The organism is Sphingomonas sp. 66-10, assembly GCF_001897045.1.
GTDB lineage: Bacteria > Pseudomonadota > Alphaproteobacteria > Sphingomonadales > Sphingomonadaceae > Sphingomonas > Sphingomonas lycopersici.
Genome location: NZ_MKRR01000106.1, coordinates 3623 through 16442, shown reverse-complemented (window position 1 = coordinate 16442; position 12820 = coordinate 3623). Strand labels below are relative to the sequence as shown.

Genomic DNA, 12820 nt, shown 5'->3' with positions numbered 1-12820 from the left:
CAGAAGATGGGGTCGCTCGAATTGATCGATACGATGATCAAGGACGGGCTGACCGATGCCTTCAACGGCTATCACATGGGGATCACGGCGGAAAACCTCGCCACCGAATATCAGGTGACCCGCGCCGAGCAGGATGAGTTCGCGGTCGCCAGCCAGAACAAGGCCGAGGCGGCGCGCGCCGCGGGGCGCTTCGCCGATGAGATCGCACCGGTCACGGTGAAGGGGCGCAAGGGCGACACGATCGTCGATGCCGACGAATATATCCGCGCCGGGGTGACGCTCGAGAGCGTGTCGGGGGTGCGCCCGGCGTTCAAGAAGGACGGCAGCGTCACCGCGGCCAATGCCAGCGGGCTCAACGACGGCGCCGCGGCGCTGGTGGTGATGAGCCGCGCCGAAGCGGAAAAGCGCGGCGCGCCGATCCTCGCGACGATCCGCTCCTGGGCGTCGGCCGGGGTCGATCCGTCGATCATGGGGATCGGCCCGGTCCCGGCGACCAAGCGCGCGCTGGAGAAAGCGGGGTGGACGCTCGCCGATCTTGATCTGATCGAGGCGAACGAGGCGTTTGCCGCGCAGGCTTTGTCGGTCGGCAAGGCGCTCGGCTGGGATGCGGCGAAGGTCAACGTCAACGGCGGCGCGATCGCGATCGGCCATCCGATCGGCGCCTCGGGCGCGCGCGTCCTGACCACCTTGCTCTACGAGATGCAGCGCCGCGATGCGAAGAAGGGGCTGGCGACGCTCTGCATCGGCGGCGGGATGGGCATCGCCATGTGCGTGGAACGCGCATGATCGACCATATCGGGATCGGCGCGGCCGATTATGCCGCGGCGCGGCGCTTCTACGACGCCGCGCTCGCCACGCTCGGCATCGTGCCGGTGATGGAGATCACCGCGGAGGAGAGCGGCGGCTGTCAAGGCGTCGGCTATGGCCGCGGCGACAAGCCGTTCTTCTGGGTTTCGTCGGGCGGCGCGCGCGGGGCGGGTATCCATGTCGCCTTCACCGCGCCCGATCGCGCGACGGTCGATGCATTCTACGCGGCGGCGATGGCGCATGGCGGGCGCGACAATGGCGCGCCGGGGCTCCGGCCGCATTATCACCCCGATTATTACGGGGCGTTCGTGTTCGATCTCGACGGGGTCAATGTCGAAGCGGTGTGCCACGCCCCGGCGTGACGCGATTCACCGCCAGATCCGGTCGAACCGCGCGCCGAGCCCGGTCAGCAGCTCATATTGCGACATGGCGCTGATCGCCGAGGCTTCGGGCAGCGCGTAATCGAGCGCGAGCCAGTCGCCCTCCGCGACATCGGCCGCGCCGCAATCGACCGCGATCAGGTCCATCGATACCCGTCCGAGCACCGGCAGCCGCGTCGCCCCCGCGCGCGCGGCGCCCTTGCCCGAAAAACCGCACCAATAGCCGTCGGCATAGCCGAGGTTGAGGATCGCCACTTCGGTATCCGTTTGCGCCGTCCAGGTCGCATTATAGCCGACCGACTCCCCCGCGGCGACGCGGCGACGTTGCAGGACCTGCGCCTCCGGGGTCGCGACCTGGCGCATCCCGGCCAGTTCGGCGCGCGGCACGCCGCCGTAGAGCGCGATGCCGGGGCGGACGAGATCGAAACGATAGTCCGCGCCCAGCGCGATGCCGGCCGAATTGGCGAGGCTCATCCGTTGCGCCCCCGTCGTCCCGGCAAGCGCGACGAAGCGCGCCCGCTGCTGCTCGTTGAGCGGCGAATCCTCGTCGGCCGAGGCGAGGTGGCTCATCAGCGTATCGATCCTGAGCCCCTCGAGCAGCCCGTCGGCGATATCCGCCGGCGACACCCCGAGCCGGTTCATCCCGGTATCGACCATCACGTCGCACAGCCCGCCGCCCGCGTCGCGCCAGCGCTGTATCTGCCGCGCGGTGTTGAGCACCGGGCGCGCGTTGCGCAGCCGCGCCAGCGCCATATCGTCGGCGCGGACCCCGTGGAGCACCGAGATCGAAACGCCGGTGTCGACCAGCGCGCGCGCCTCGGCCCAGGTCGCGACGAAGAAATCGCGGCATCCGGCATCGGCCAGCCGTCGCACCACCTCGCGCGCGCCGAGCCCATAGCCGTCGGCCTTCACCGCCGCGCCGCACGCCGCCGCGCCGCTCATCGCCGCGAGCCGGCGCCAGTTATCGACAAGGGCGGCGGCGTCGAGCGACAGGCGGCAGGGGGAACGGTTCATGATGCCCGGTTAGCGGGCGCCGCGATCCGCGTCGACCGGTTCAGGCGACGATATGGCCGTGCCGATCTTCCTTCAGCCACAGCACGGTGACGATCAGCGCCATCAGCGTGACGCCCCAGGTGTACCACAGCCCGGCAAAGGGATCGCCGGTGCGCGCGACGATATATTGGCTGATGAACGGCAGGAAGCCGCCGAAATAGCCGGTGCCCAGGTGATAGGGGATCGACAGCGAACTGTAGCGGATCGCCGGCGGGAACATCTCCGACAATAAGGCCGCGACCGGGCCGTAGGTGATTCCCGACAAGGCCGAAATGGCGAGGATCGCGAGCAGGATCAGCACGATGTCGCGTGCCGAGGGGTGGACGCGATCGAGGTGATAGCCCGCGTCGGCCAAAGCCTTGTCGAGCGCGGCGGGCGAATGATCGTGGACCGGCTCGCCGCCGATCGACACGCTGACCACCGGGGTGGTCTGCTTGGTATAGGCGACGCCCTTCTTGGAGAAATAGTCGAGCAACTTGCCGCATTCGTCGCTCTGTTTCGCGGCGAACGGCGAATAATTGCAGGCGGGGCCGGAGACGATCACCGGCGCATGCCGCGCGGCGCGCGCGAGATCGGGGTTGGCCGCCGCACCCATCACCTCGAAGATCGGGAAGAGTAGGATGAGCGTCATGATGTAGCCGATAACGATCGGCTTCTTGCGCCCGACGAGATCGGAAATCCGCCCGAACAGCACGAACCACGCCACCCCCATCAGCGCCCCGGCGGCGGTGATCAGCTGCGCGGTCGTCTCGTCGACGCGCATCGTCGTCTGGAGGAAGGAGAGGACCGAGAACATCGCGGTATACCAGATCACCGTCAGCCCGGCGGCGATGCCAAACAAAGCGACGAGCATCCGCTTCAGATTGCCGGGATAGGTGAAGCTTTCGACCAGCGGGTTGCTGGCGCGCTCGCCCGCCTCGCGCATCTTCTTGAACACCGGGCTCTCGGAAAGCTTGAGCCGCATCCACAGCGAGATGCCGAGCAGCACGATCGAGAACAGGAACGGCGCGCGCCAGCCCCATTCCTCCCACGCCGCGCCGTGGAACACGCCCTTGAACGACAGGATGACGATCAGGCTGAGGATGAACCCGCCCGCGACGCCGGCCTGGATGAAGCTGGTGTAATAGCCCGATCTTCCCGGCGGCGAATGCTCCGCGACATAGATCGCCGCGCCGCCATATTCGCCGCCCAGCGCGAGCCCCTGCGCGATCCGCAGCAGGATGACGAGCGCGGGCGCCGCCATCCCGATCGCGGCATAAGAGGGGATCAGCCCCACCCCGGCGGTGGCGATGCCCATCAAGGTGATCGTGACGAGGAAGGTATATTTCCGCCCCAGCCGATCGCCGAGATAACCGAAGATCACCGCCCCCAGCGGGCGGAAGCCGAAGCCGACCGCGAACCCCGCCCAGGCGAGCAGGGTCTGCAGCATCTCATTGCCGCCGGGGAAGAAGGTGCGCCCGATGGTCCCCGATGCGGCGAGCGTGCCGTAGATGAAGAAATCATACCATTCGAACACGGTGCCCAGCGCCGAGGCCGAGATGACGAGCCGGATGTCGGCGGTCGACGGCTCGTCCGCGTCGTCGTGACCCTGTTCAGCGATCGTCGCCATCGTGCCGGTTACCCCTCTTCGGGCCGTTTCGGCCCGGCGCTAGCTGTAGCGTGCCGGGAGGCGGCGGCAAGAGTAGGCCGGCGCGGGCGCAACTAAACCGTTCGGGCTTCGACAAGCTCAGGGCAAACGGATTATCCGCGCTCTCCCGTCAATCGGCGAAGGTCGCTTCCACCGCGATCACCTCGATCGCATCATCGCGCCCGGCGAAGGGCAGCACATCGCCCTCCCCCGCGCCGATCAGTGCGCGGGCCAGTGGCGCCGAGAAGGCGATCTTGCCTGCGGCCGGATCGGCCTCGTCGTCGCCGACGATCTCGATCGTCCGGGGCTCGCCGTTCAGCGTGAACTCGACGCGGCTGCCGAACGCGATTTCGTCGGCCGGCGGGGCGGGGGCGAGGATCGCGGTGACGCGGCGCGTCTGCCAATAGCGCAGGTCGCGCGCGATCTCCTCGCGGCGCGGCTCGTCGGCCTCCGCCTCCGCCTGCGCCGCGTCGAGCTCGGCGATCCGCGCATCGATCAGCGCGCGGCCGCGCGGGGTGACGAGGTTCGGCCCCGGCGGGATCGGCAGCTCGAAGCGCGGCTCCTTATGCTCCTCATCGCTCTCGCGGCGGAAGGCGACGCTCATGGCTTTTCGGCGAGCATGTTGATGATGCCGGAGAAATCGCGCCCGCCATGCCCCGCGCCGGCATAAGCCTCGTAAAGCTCCCGCGCCCGCGCGCCCATCGGCACCTGCGCATCGACGCTCTCCGCCGCGGCCATCGCGAGGCGTAGGTCCTTGAGCATCAGCGCGGCGGCGAACCCACCCTGATAATCGTGGTCCGCGGGGGTCTCCGGGCCGACCCCCGGGACGGGGCAATAGCTCGTCATCGACCAGCTCTGCCCGGAGGACACGCTGGCGATATCGAAGAACGCCTGCGCCTCGAGCCCGAGCTTCTGCGCGAGCAGGAACGCCTCGCAGGTCGCGACCATCTCGGCGCCGAGGATCATGTTGTTGCAGATCTTCGCCGCCTGCCCCGCGCCATTGGCGCCGGCGTGGATCACCGCCTTGCCCATATCGGCGAGAAAGGGTTCGGCGCGCCCGAAGGCATCCTTCGAACCGCCGACCATGAAGGTCAGCGTCCCGGCATTGGCCGCGGCGATCCCGCCCGAGACCGGGGCGTCGACCGCGACCAGCCCCTTGGCCGCTGCCATTTCGGCGACGCGCTTGGCGGTCGCGACGTCGATCGTCGAGCAATCGATCAGGATCGCCGAGGGCAGGGCGGCATCGAGCACGCTTTGGGCATAGACCTGCTCGACATGCGTGCCCGCGGGCAGCATCGTGATGATCGCCTCGGCCCCCTCGGCCGCCTCGGCGGCAGTGACGACGGGGAGGCAGCCCGCGGCCCTGGCGCGTTCGAGCGCCTCGGCGGAGAGGTCGAAGGCGCGGACGTCATGGCCCTTTTTCGCCAGATTGGCGGCCATGCCCCCGCCCATATTGCCCAGCCCGATGAAACCGACGCGCGCCATTTCGTGTCCTCTCAAATCACAACCGAAACGCCTGAAAGTCCGGCTTCGGTCCGCTATACCATTTCCGTCATGCCGGGCTCGACCCGGCATCCAGAGCCACCAATGTCGACGCTCGTTGCCCTGGATACCGGGTCAAGCCCGGCATGACGGCAAAGAGTTGATCGACAGCGTCGAACCGGGCGGCAGTTACCGCCCCTTCCACACCCCGGGGCGCTTTTCGATGAAGGCGGCCATGCCCTCGGCCTTGTCCTCGGTGTTGACGAGGATCTGGAACAGCCGGCGCTCGGTGACGATGCCCTGTGCGAGCGTTGTTTCGAACGCCATGTTGATCATTTCCTTGTTCACCATCGCGGCCATCGGCGGCATGCTTGCGATCGTCGCGGCGGTCTTGAGCGCTTCCTCGACCAGCGAGTCCAGCGGCACGACGCGTGCGACGAGCCCCGAACGCTCCGCCTCGCCGGCGTCCATCATCCGCCCGGTAAGGCACATTTCCATCGCCTTGGCCTTGCCGATCGCGCGGGTCAGCCGCTGCGACCCGCCCATCCCCGGCGCGACGCCGAGCTTGATCTCGGGCTGGCCGAATTTGGCGCTATCGGCGGCGATGATGAAATCGGCCATCATCGCCAGCTCGCACCCGCCGCCGAGCGCGAAGCCGTTGACCGCGGCGATCCACGGCTTGCGCGTCGCGACCACCCCGGTCTGCCAGCCGACGAAGAAATCCTGCAGGAAGAAATCGGCCGCGGGCATATCGGCCATTTGCTTGATGTCGGCGCCCGCCGCGAACGCCTTCTCGCCCGCGCCGGTGAGGACGAGGCAGCGCTGGCTATCGTCCTTGTCATAGGCGCCGAACGCCGCCGAGAGATCGGCCAGCACGTCCGAATTGAGCGCGTTGAGCGCCTGCGGGCGGTTGAGCGTGACAAGCGTCACCGCACCGCTGCGTTCGACGAGGATCGTGGCGTAGTCGGTCATGCATTCCTCCTCTTCCGTCATCCCAGCGGAAGCTGGGATCGCGGGCCGCAAACGCGGCGTTTCAGGCATGAGACCCCAGCTTCCGCTGGGGTGACATAGGGTATTGCGACGACGCAATTTACTGCGGCGTCCAGGCCTCATCATCCGGCAGCGGCGCGAAGATCTGGTCGATCAGATGATCGCTCACCCCGTCCGGCGTCGGCGGGTTCCATTGGGGCGAATTGTCCTTGTCGACGATCACCGCGCGGACGCCTTCGAGAAAATCGTGGCGCTGGACGACGCGGCTGCCGACCGCATATTCCTGCCGCATCTCGTCGGCGAAGCTGGGCATCGTCTTGCCGTCGAGCAGCAATTTGAGGCTGACCTTCATCGTCTGCGGCGATTTGGTCTCGAGCGTCGCCAGCGTGGCGCGCGCGAAATCGCTGTCGTCGGCGGCGAGCGCGGCGAAGATATCCTCGAGCCGGTCGGAAGCGAACAGCCGGTCGATCTCGTCACGATGCGCAAGGATCGCCGCGTCGGGTGCGGCGACGGCGAGCGCGTCGAGCACCGCCTCCGGACCTTGCGCGATCCGCGCCTTGGCCTCGGCGAGCCGCTCGGCGGGGAGGTAATGCGTCGCGAGCCCGAGCGCATGACATTCGGCGCCGTCGAGCCGGTGCCCGGTCAGCGCGAGATATTGCCCGATGCGCCCCGGCAGCCGCGAGAGATACCAGCCGCCGCCGACATCGGGGAACAGCCCGATCCCGGTTTCGGGCATCGCGAGCTTGGTGTTCTCGGTCGCGACGCGGAAACGACACGGCTGCGAGATGCCGACCCCGCCGCCCATCGTGATCCCGTCCATGAACGCCACGATCGGCTTGGCGTAGGTGAACAGCCGGTGGTTCATGCGATATTCGGTGTGGAAGAAGGCGCGTGCTTCGGCGCCGTCCTTCGCCCCGCTCTCGGCGAGCATGCGGATATCGCCCCCGGCGCAAAAGCCGCGGCCTTCGGCGTGATCGATCGTGATCACGCGGATCGCCGCGTCGTCGCGCCATGCCTCCAGCGCCTCAAGCACGCCGTCGCACATCGCGCGGTTGAGCGCGTGGATCGCTTTCGGGCGATTGAGCCGGATGCGGCCGACGCCGCCGTCGGCTTCGACGATCAGGTCCTGGGTCATTGCCGCGTCAGATCCCGCCCGACGATCATCCGCATCACCTGATTGGTCCCTTCGAGGATCGAATGGACGCGCAGATCGCGCCAGAAGCGCTCGATCGGATAGTCGCGGAGGTAGCCATAGCCGCCGTGAAGCTGGAGCGCGCGGTCGACGATGCTCGATCCGTTGTCGGTCGCCAGCCTTTTGGCCATTGCCGAGAAGCGCGACTTGTCGGGCGCATTGGCGCTGACCTTGGCCGCGGCGAGATAGAGCAGCGCGCGCGCCGCCTCCAGATCGGTCGCCATATCGGCGAGGGTGAATTGGGTGTTCTGGAAATCGGCGATCGGCTGGCCGAATTGCTGGCGCTCCTTGGCATATTTCACCGCCTCGTCGAGGCAGCGTTGCGCCCCGCCGAGCGAGCAGGCGCCGATATTGAGCCGCCCGCCGTCGAGCCCTGCCATCGCGAAGCGGAAGCCGTCGCCCTCCGCGCCGACGCGGTTTTCGACCGGCACGCGGCAATCCTCGAAGATCACCTGCGCGGTCGGCGAGGCATTCCAGCCGAGCTTCTTCTCGGGCGCGCCGAACGACAGGCCCGGCGTGCCCTTTTCGATCACCAGGCAGGAAACGCCCTGGGACTTCTCCTCGCCGGTGCGGACCATGCAGACATAGATGTCGTTATAGCCCGCGCCCGAGATGAACTGCTTGGTGCCGTTGAGCACATAATGATCGCCGTCGCGCCGCGCGCTGGTCTTGAGCGCGGCGGCGTCGGAGCCCGAGCCGGGTTCGGTCAGGCAATAGCTGGCGATCTTGTCCATCGTGACGAGATCGGGGAGGAAGCGGTCCTTGAGTGCCTGATCGCCGAAGCGATCGATCATCCAGGTCGCCATATTGTGGATCGAGACATAGGCGCTGGTCGCAGGGCAGCCATAGGCCATCGCCTCCATGATCAGCGCCGCCTCGAGCCGGCCGAGCCCGATTCCGCCCGATTCCTCGCCGACATAGATCGCGCCGAAGCCGAGCTCGCCCGCCGCCTTCCACACATCGACGGGATAGTGATGCTGCTCGTCCCATTCGGCGGCGAACGGGGTGATGCGATCGGCGGTGAAGCGCCGCGCGAGCTCCTGGATCTCGCGCTGGTCGTCGGTGAGGTCGAACTGGTTGGTCATTGGCGTTCCTGTAGCCCGTTACCCGTCATGCCGGACTTGATCCGGCATCCAGAGTCCCGGATGTAAGCATTGAAGATGTATAGCGCAGCGGACGTCATACATGGACAGACAGCCGGCGGTTTATATCGTTGCAAGCGACCGCAACGGTACGATCTATGTCGGTGTCACGTCGAACCTGCTCGGCCGCATCTATCAGCATCGCAGCGGCGAAATCGAGGGGTTCACCGAACGCTATCACGTCAAACGCCTGGTCTGGTTCGAACTGCATGAAAGGATGGAATCCGCTATCCTGCGCGAAAAGCAACTCAAGAACTGGCGCCGGGCGTGGAAGCTGGCGCTGGTCGAGAAGGATAATCCGACGTGGCGCGATCTTGCCGAGGACTTCGGATTCGATCCTTTGCCCCAATAATCGTCGTCATGCCGGGCTTGACCCGGCATCCAGAGCCACAAACGGTAGTGGCTGCGGCTCTGGATGCTGACTTTCGTCAGCATGACGGAAAAAGGGGAAGGCATCCGATTTACCCCATCGTCGGGATGACGAACGCGTTGCCGCCGTCCGGCGAGCCGTCGGGCCAGCGCTGGGTCACCGTCTTGACCTTGGTCCAGAATTTCACGCCTTCCATGCCGTGCTGGTTGGTGTCGCCGAATGCCGAGCGCTTCCAGCCGCCGAAGGTGTGATAGGCGACCGGCACCGGGATCGGCACGTTGATCCCGACCATCCCGACATTGACCCGCGCGGCGAATTCGCGCGCGGCATGGCCGTTGCGGGTGAAGATCGCGACGCCATTGCCATATTGGTGATCGCTTGGAAGGCGCAGCGCGGTCTCGAAATCGGGAGCGCGGACGATCTGCAGCACCGGCCCGAAAATTTCCTCCTTATAGGCGGACATCTGCGGGGTGACGCGATCGAACAGCGTCGGGCCGATGAAGAAGCCTTCCTCACGCCCCTGGAGCTTGAAGCCGCGGCCGTCGACGACCAGCTCGGCGCCTTCGTTGACCCCGGTCTGGATCCAGTTTTCGATCCGCTCGCGATGCTGCGCGGTGACGACCGGGCCGTAATGCGCCTCGGCGTCGGTCGAGACGCCGACGCGCAGCGCGTCGATCGCGGGGATCAGCTTTTCGCGCAGCGCGTCGGCGGTCTTGTCGCCGACCGGCACCACCACCGGGAGCGCCATGCAGCGCTCGCCGGCCGAACCGAATGCCGCGCCGGCGAGATCGGACACCACCTGATCGAGATCGGCGTCAGGCATGACGATGCCGTGGTTCTTCGCCCCGCCCATCGCCTGGACGCGCTTTCCGGCATCGACCCCGCGGCGATAGACATAATGTGCGATATCCGACGAGCCGACGAAGCTCACCGCTGCGATCGCCGGATGATCGAGGATCGCGTCGACCATTTCCTTGTCGCCGTGGACGACCTGGAAGATGCCTTCGGGCATCCCCGCCTCGATGAACAGTTCGGCGAGCCGCACCGGGAGCGAGGGGTCGCGCTCGGACGGCTTGAGGATGAAGGCGTTGCCGCAGACGGTCGCCACCGCGCCCATCCACAGGGGGATCATCGCGGGGAAGTTGAACGGGGTGATGCCGGCACCGATCCCGAGCGGCTGGCGCATCGAATAGACGTCGATCCCCGGCCCGGCTCCTTGCGTATATTCGCCCTTGAGCACATGCGGGATGCCGCAGGCGAATTCGACCACCTCGAGCCCGCGCTGGATATCGCCCTTGGCATCGGCGACGACCTTGCCGTGCTCGGAGGCGAGCAGCTCGGCGAGGCTCTGCATATTGGCCTCGACCAGCTCCTTGAAGCGGAACATGACGCGCGCGCGGCGCTGCGGGTTGGTCGCGGCCCAGGCCGGCTGCGCGGCCTCAGCGGCGGCGACCGCGCGATCGAGATCGGCCTTGGTCCCCAGCGTTACGCGCGCCTGCACCTTGCCGGTATTGGGATCGAACACGTCGCCGGTGCGACCCGCGCCGCCGCCCGAATGCCCGACGATATGATGATCGATGATGCGCATGAAACCTCTCCGCCGAAATCGCTTGGCCGGGCTTGTAACCGCCCGGCAAATATGCATTCAACCCGCTTAATTTGCCGGGGCGGGGTGCATTTTTGCAGATGGGCGGGCACCGCGACAAGGAAAAGGCCGATGAAGAATTGGGATGATCTGCGCGTGTTCCTCGCAGTGGCGCATGCCGGGCGCGTCGCGGCGGCGGCGCGCACGCTCGGCGTCGACGCGACGACGGTCGGCCGCCGGCTCGCGCGGCTCGAGGCGGCGATCGGTGCGCCCTTGTTCGAGACGGTAGCGGGCGAGCGCCGGCTGTCCGAGGCGGGGCAGGCGCTGCTACACCACGCCGAGACGATCGACGCCACCATCGCCGCGGCCAGCGAAGGCGCCGCGGCGCAGGGTGCGGCTGGGCATGTCCGGCTGAGCGTCGCCGAGGGGCTCGCGACGCATGTGTTGGCGCCGCGCGTCCCGGCCTTCGCCGCGGCGCATCCGCGCATCCGGCTCGATCTGATCACCGCCTCGGGGCTGCTCGATCCCTCGAAGCGCGAGGCGGATATCGCGGTGATGCTCGCGCGCCCGCGCAGCCGCCAGTTGATCACGCAACGGCTGATCGACTATCGGCTGCGGCTCTACGCCACCCCCGGCTATCTCGCGGCGGCGGGGACGCCCGAGACCGCCGCCGCGCTCGAACGGCATGTGCTGGCGGGCTATGTCCCCGAGCATCTCCACGCGCCCGAGCTCGATTATCTGTCGGAGGTGCATGACGGGCTCGCCGCACGGCTGCGCAGCACCAGCATCAATGTCCAGCACCGCATGATCGCGGCGGGGGCGGCGATCGGCATCCTGCCCGATTTCATCGCCGCGGACGATGCCCGGCTGGTCCCGGTGCTGCCGGAAATCGAGCTGAGCCGCGCCTTCTGGCTCGTCACCCACGCCGACGGGCAATCGACCCCGCGGATCCAGGCGGTGACTTCCTGGCTGCGCGAGGCGGTGCGTATGTAACATTCCGTCATGCTGACGAAAGTCAACATCCAGAGCCGCGGGCGGCATCGCTTGTGACGCTGGATGCCGGGTCAAGCCCGGCATGACGGAAGTTTCTTCGGGTGAGCGCTTAGCCCACCCCCTCGAGCGCCTTTTGCCGGCGGCGTTGGACCGAGCTGCCGATCCCGATCGCCTCACGATATTTGGCGACGGTGCGCCGCGCGATATCGAAGCCGCGCGCGTTGAGCAGCTCGACCAATGTATCGTCGGACAGCACCTTGGCGCCCTCGTTCTGGATCAGCGCGCGGATCGCCGATTTGACCGCCTCGGCCGACACCGCGTCGCCGCCGTCGGCCGCCTGAATCGCCGAGGTGAAGAAATATTTGAGCTCGAACTGGCCGCGCGCGCAGCTCAGATATTTGTTGCTGGTGACACGGCTGACGGTCGATTCGTGCATCTCGATCGCCTCCGCCACCTGCCGCAAGGTCAGCGGGCGGAGATGCGCGACGCCATTGAGAAAAAACGCTTCCTGCTGCTTCACGATCTCGGTCGCGACGCGGATGATCGTGCGCTGGCGCTGGTCGAGCGCTTTCACCAGCCAGTTGGCGCTGGCGAGGCAATCGCTGAGCCACGCCTTCGACGCCTTGTTCTGCGGCCCGGCGGCGAGCTCGCCATAATAGCGCCGGTTGACCAGCACGCGCGGCAGGGTGGCGTTGTTGATCTCGATCGCCCAGCCCGATGCGGTGCGCGCGACGAACAGATCGGGCACCACCGCCGGCGCCGGCTCCCCGCCGAAGCGGCAGCCGGGCTTGGGGTCGTAACCGCGCAATTCGCGGATCATGTCCGCCATATCCTCGTCGTCGACCCCGCAGATGCGCTTGAGCCGCGCGATCTCGCCGCGTGCGAGCAGATCGAGGTGATCGATCAGCCGCGCCATGCACGGATCGTAGCGATCGGCCTCCTTGGCCTGGAGCGCGATGCATTCGGCGAGGTTGCGCGCGCCGACCCCGGTCGGCTCGAAGGTGTGGATCACCCCGAGCACGCGCTCGACCAAGGCGAGCGGCACCCCCAGCCGCCCGGCGATGTCGAGCAGATCGGCGGCGAGATAGCCCGCCTCGTCGATCAGATCGATCAGATGCTGCGCGATGATCAGCTCGACCCCCGACAAGGCATGTCCGGCCTGCTGCGCGAGATGCTCGGCAAGGCTCGGCGCGTCGCTG

The 12820-nt window shown here is 67.2% G+C and carries 13 protein-coding genes (1 of these 13 only partly in view); 4 read left to right on the top strand and 9 right to left on the bottom strand.

What is annotated here, in order from left to right:
- A partial coding sequence (locus BGN95_RS09750) for an acetyl-CoA C-acyltransferase (RefSeq protein WP_286772509.1) occupies positions 1–786 on the top strand: 786 nt, incomplete at its 5' end.
- Positions 783–1169 carry a VOC family protein gene (locus BGN95_RS09745; protein WP_286772508.1) on the top strand — a complete coding sequence of 129 codons (387 nt, stop codon included), beginning with the start codon at positions 783–785 and terminating at the stop codon, positions 1167–1169. The genes BGN95_RS09750 and BGN95_RS09745, both read left to right, overlap by 4 nt.
- A 6-nt stretch (positions 1170–1175) precedes the next feature.
- Here BGN95_RS09745 and alr read toward each other — a convergent pair whose 3' ends face one another.
- From alr to BGN95_RS09710, 7 genes are all read right to left on the bottom strand, one after another.
- Complete coding sequence (alr, locus tag BGN95_RS09740) at positions 1176–2201, bottom strand: alanine racemase (protein ID WP_286772507.1); 1026 nt, start codon at positions 2199–2201, stop codon at positions 1176–1178.
- A 40-nt stretch (positions 2202–2241) separates the two neighbouring features.
- On the bottom strand, positions 2242–3849 hold the full coding sequence (locus BGN95_RS09735; protein WP_286772506.1) for an MFS transporter: 1608 nt from the start codon (positions 3847–3849) through the stop codon (positions 2242–2244).
- A gap of 148 nt (positions 3850–3997) precedes the next feature.
- Positions 3998–4471: a GreA/GreB family elongation factor gene (locus BGN95_RS09730; protein ID WP_179512997.1), complete on the bottom strand. Its 474-nt coding sequence runs from the start codon at positions 4469–4471 to the stop codon at positions 3998–4000.
- Positions 4468–5352: a 3-hydroxyisobutyrate dehydrogenase gene (gene mmsB, locus BGN95_RS09725; protein ID WP_179512998.1), complete on the bottom strand. Its 885-nt coding sequence runs from the start codon at positions 5350–5352 to the stop codon at positions 4468–4470. Before mmsB ends, BGN95_RS09730 begins: the two co-directional genes overlap by 4 nt.
- Before the next feature lie 186 nt (positions 5353–5538).
- Positions 5539–6321: an enoyl-CoA hydratase-related protein gene (locus tag BGN95_RS09720; RefSeq protein ID WP_265268792.1), complete on the bottom strand. Its 783-nt coding sequence runs from the start codon at positions 6319–6321 to the stop codon at positions 5539–5541.
- A 118-nt stretch (positions 6322–6439) separates the two neighbouring features.
- The gene (locus BGN95_RS09715) at positions 6440–7474 is read right to left on the bottom strand and encodes an enoyl-CoA hydratase/isomerase family protein (protein ID WP_286772505.1); all 1035 of its coding nucleotides are present in this window, start codon (positions 7472–7474) and stop codon (positions 6440–6442) included.
- Positions 7471–8616 (bottom strand): acyl-CoA dehydrogenase family protein, encoded by a 1146-nt coding sequence (locus BGN95_RS09710; RefSeq protein WP_286772504.1) that lies wholly within the window; start codon positions 8614–8616, stop codon positions 7471–7473. The genes BGN95_RS09715 and BGN95_RS09710 overlap by 4 nt, the downstream gene beginning before the upstream one ends.
- Before the next feature lie 100 nt (positions 8617–8716).
- Between BGN95_RS09710 and BGN95_RS09705 the strand changes: the two genes are divergently transcribed.
- Positions 8717–9025: a GIY-YIG nuclease family protein gene (locus BGN95_RS09705; protein ID WP_265268789.1), complete on the top strand. Its 309-nt coding sequence runs from the start codon at positions 8717–8719 to the stop codon at positions 9023–9025.
- 109 nt (positions 9026–9134) lie between these two features.
- On the opposite strand, the gene BGN95_RS09700 is transcribed toward BGN95_RS09705, so the two are convergent.
- Entirely contained in the window at positions 9135–10631 is a 1497-nt protein-coding gene (locus BGN95_RS09700) for a CoA-acylating methylmalonate-semialdehyde dehydrogenase (protein ID WP_286772503.1), read from the bottom strand.
- Positions 10632–10760: 129 nt separating this feature from the next.
- Here BGN95_RS09700 and BGN95_RS09695 point away from each other — a divergent pair, with 129 nt between their 5' ends.
- Positions 10761–11621: a LysR family transcriptional regulator gene (locus tag BGN95_RS09695; protein WP_265268787.1), complete on the top strand. Its 861-nt coding sequence runs from the start codon at positions 10761–10763 to the stop codon at positions 11619–11621.
- Positions 11622–11730: 109 nt separating this feature from the next.
- On the opposite strand, the gene rpoN is transcribed toward BGN95_RS09695, so the two are convergent.
- Positions 11731–12820 carry the 3' portion of an RNA polymerase factor sigma-54 gene (rpoN, locus tag BGN95_RS09690; protein ID WP_286772502.1) on the bottom strand. Its footprint extends 356 nt past the window's final position, so the window shows 1090 of its 1446 coding nt (coding positions 357–1446); its start codon lies off the right edge, out of view — the gene reads right to left on this strand; the stop codon is at positions 11731–11733.

Coding starts and splice junctions, on each gene's coding strand:
- BGN95_RS09745 (WP_286772508.1), top strand. CDS start 783: ATGATCGACCATATCGGGATCGGCGCGGCCGATTATGCCGCGGCGCGG.
- alr (WP_286772507.1), bottom strand. CDS start 2,201: ATGAACCGTTCCCCCTGCCGCCTGTCGCTCGACGCCGCCGCCCTTGTC.
- BGN95_RS09735 (WP_286772506.1), bottom strand. CDS start 3,849: ATGGCGACGATCGCTGAACAGGGTCACGACGACGCGGACGAGCCGTCG.
- BGN95_RS09730 (WP_179512997.1), bottom strand. CDS start 4,471: ATGAGCGTCGCCTTCCGCCGCGAGAGCGATGAGGAGCATAAGGAGCCG.
- mmsB (WP_179512998.1), bottom strand. CDS start 5,352: ATGGCGCGCGTCGGTTTCATCGGGCTGGGCAATATGGGCGGGGGCATG.
- BGN95_RS09720 (WP_265268792.1), bottom strand. CDS start 6,321: ATGACCGACTACGCCACGATCCTCGTCGAACGCAGCGGTGCGGTGACG.
- BGN95_RS09715 (WP_286772505.1), bottom strand. CDS start 7,474: ATGACCCAGGACCTGATCGTCGAAGCCGACGGCGGCGTCGGCCGCATC.
- BGN95_RS09710 (WP_286772504.1), bottom strand. CDS start 8,616: ATGACCAACCAGTTCGACCTCACCGACGACCAGCGCGAGATCCAGGAG.
- BGN95_RS09705 (WP_265268789.1), top strand. CDS start 8,717: ATGGACAGACAGCCGGCGGTTTATATCGTTGCAAGCGACCGCAACGGT.
- BGN95_RS09700 (WP_286772503.1), bottom strand. CDS start 10,631: ATGCGCATCATCGATCATCATATCGTCGGGCATTCGGGCGGCGGCGCG.
- BGN95_RS09695 (WP_265268787.1), top strand. CDS start 10,761: ATGAAGAATTGGGATGATCTGCGCGTGTTCCTCGCAGTGGCGCATGCC.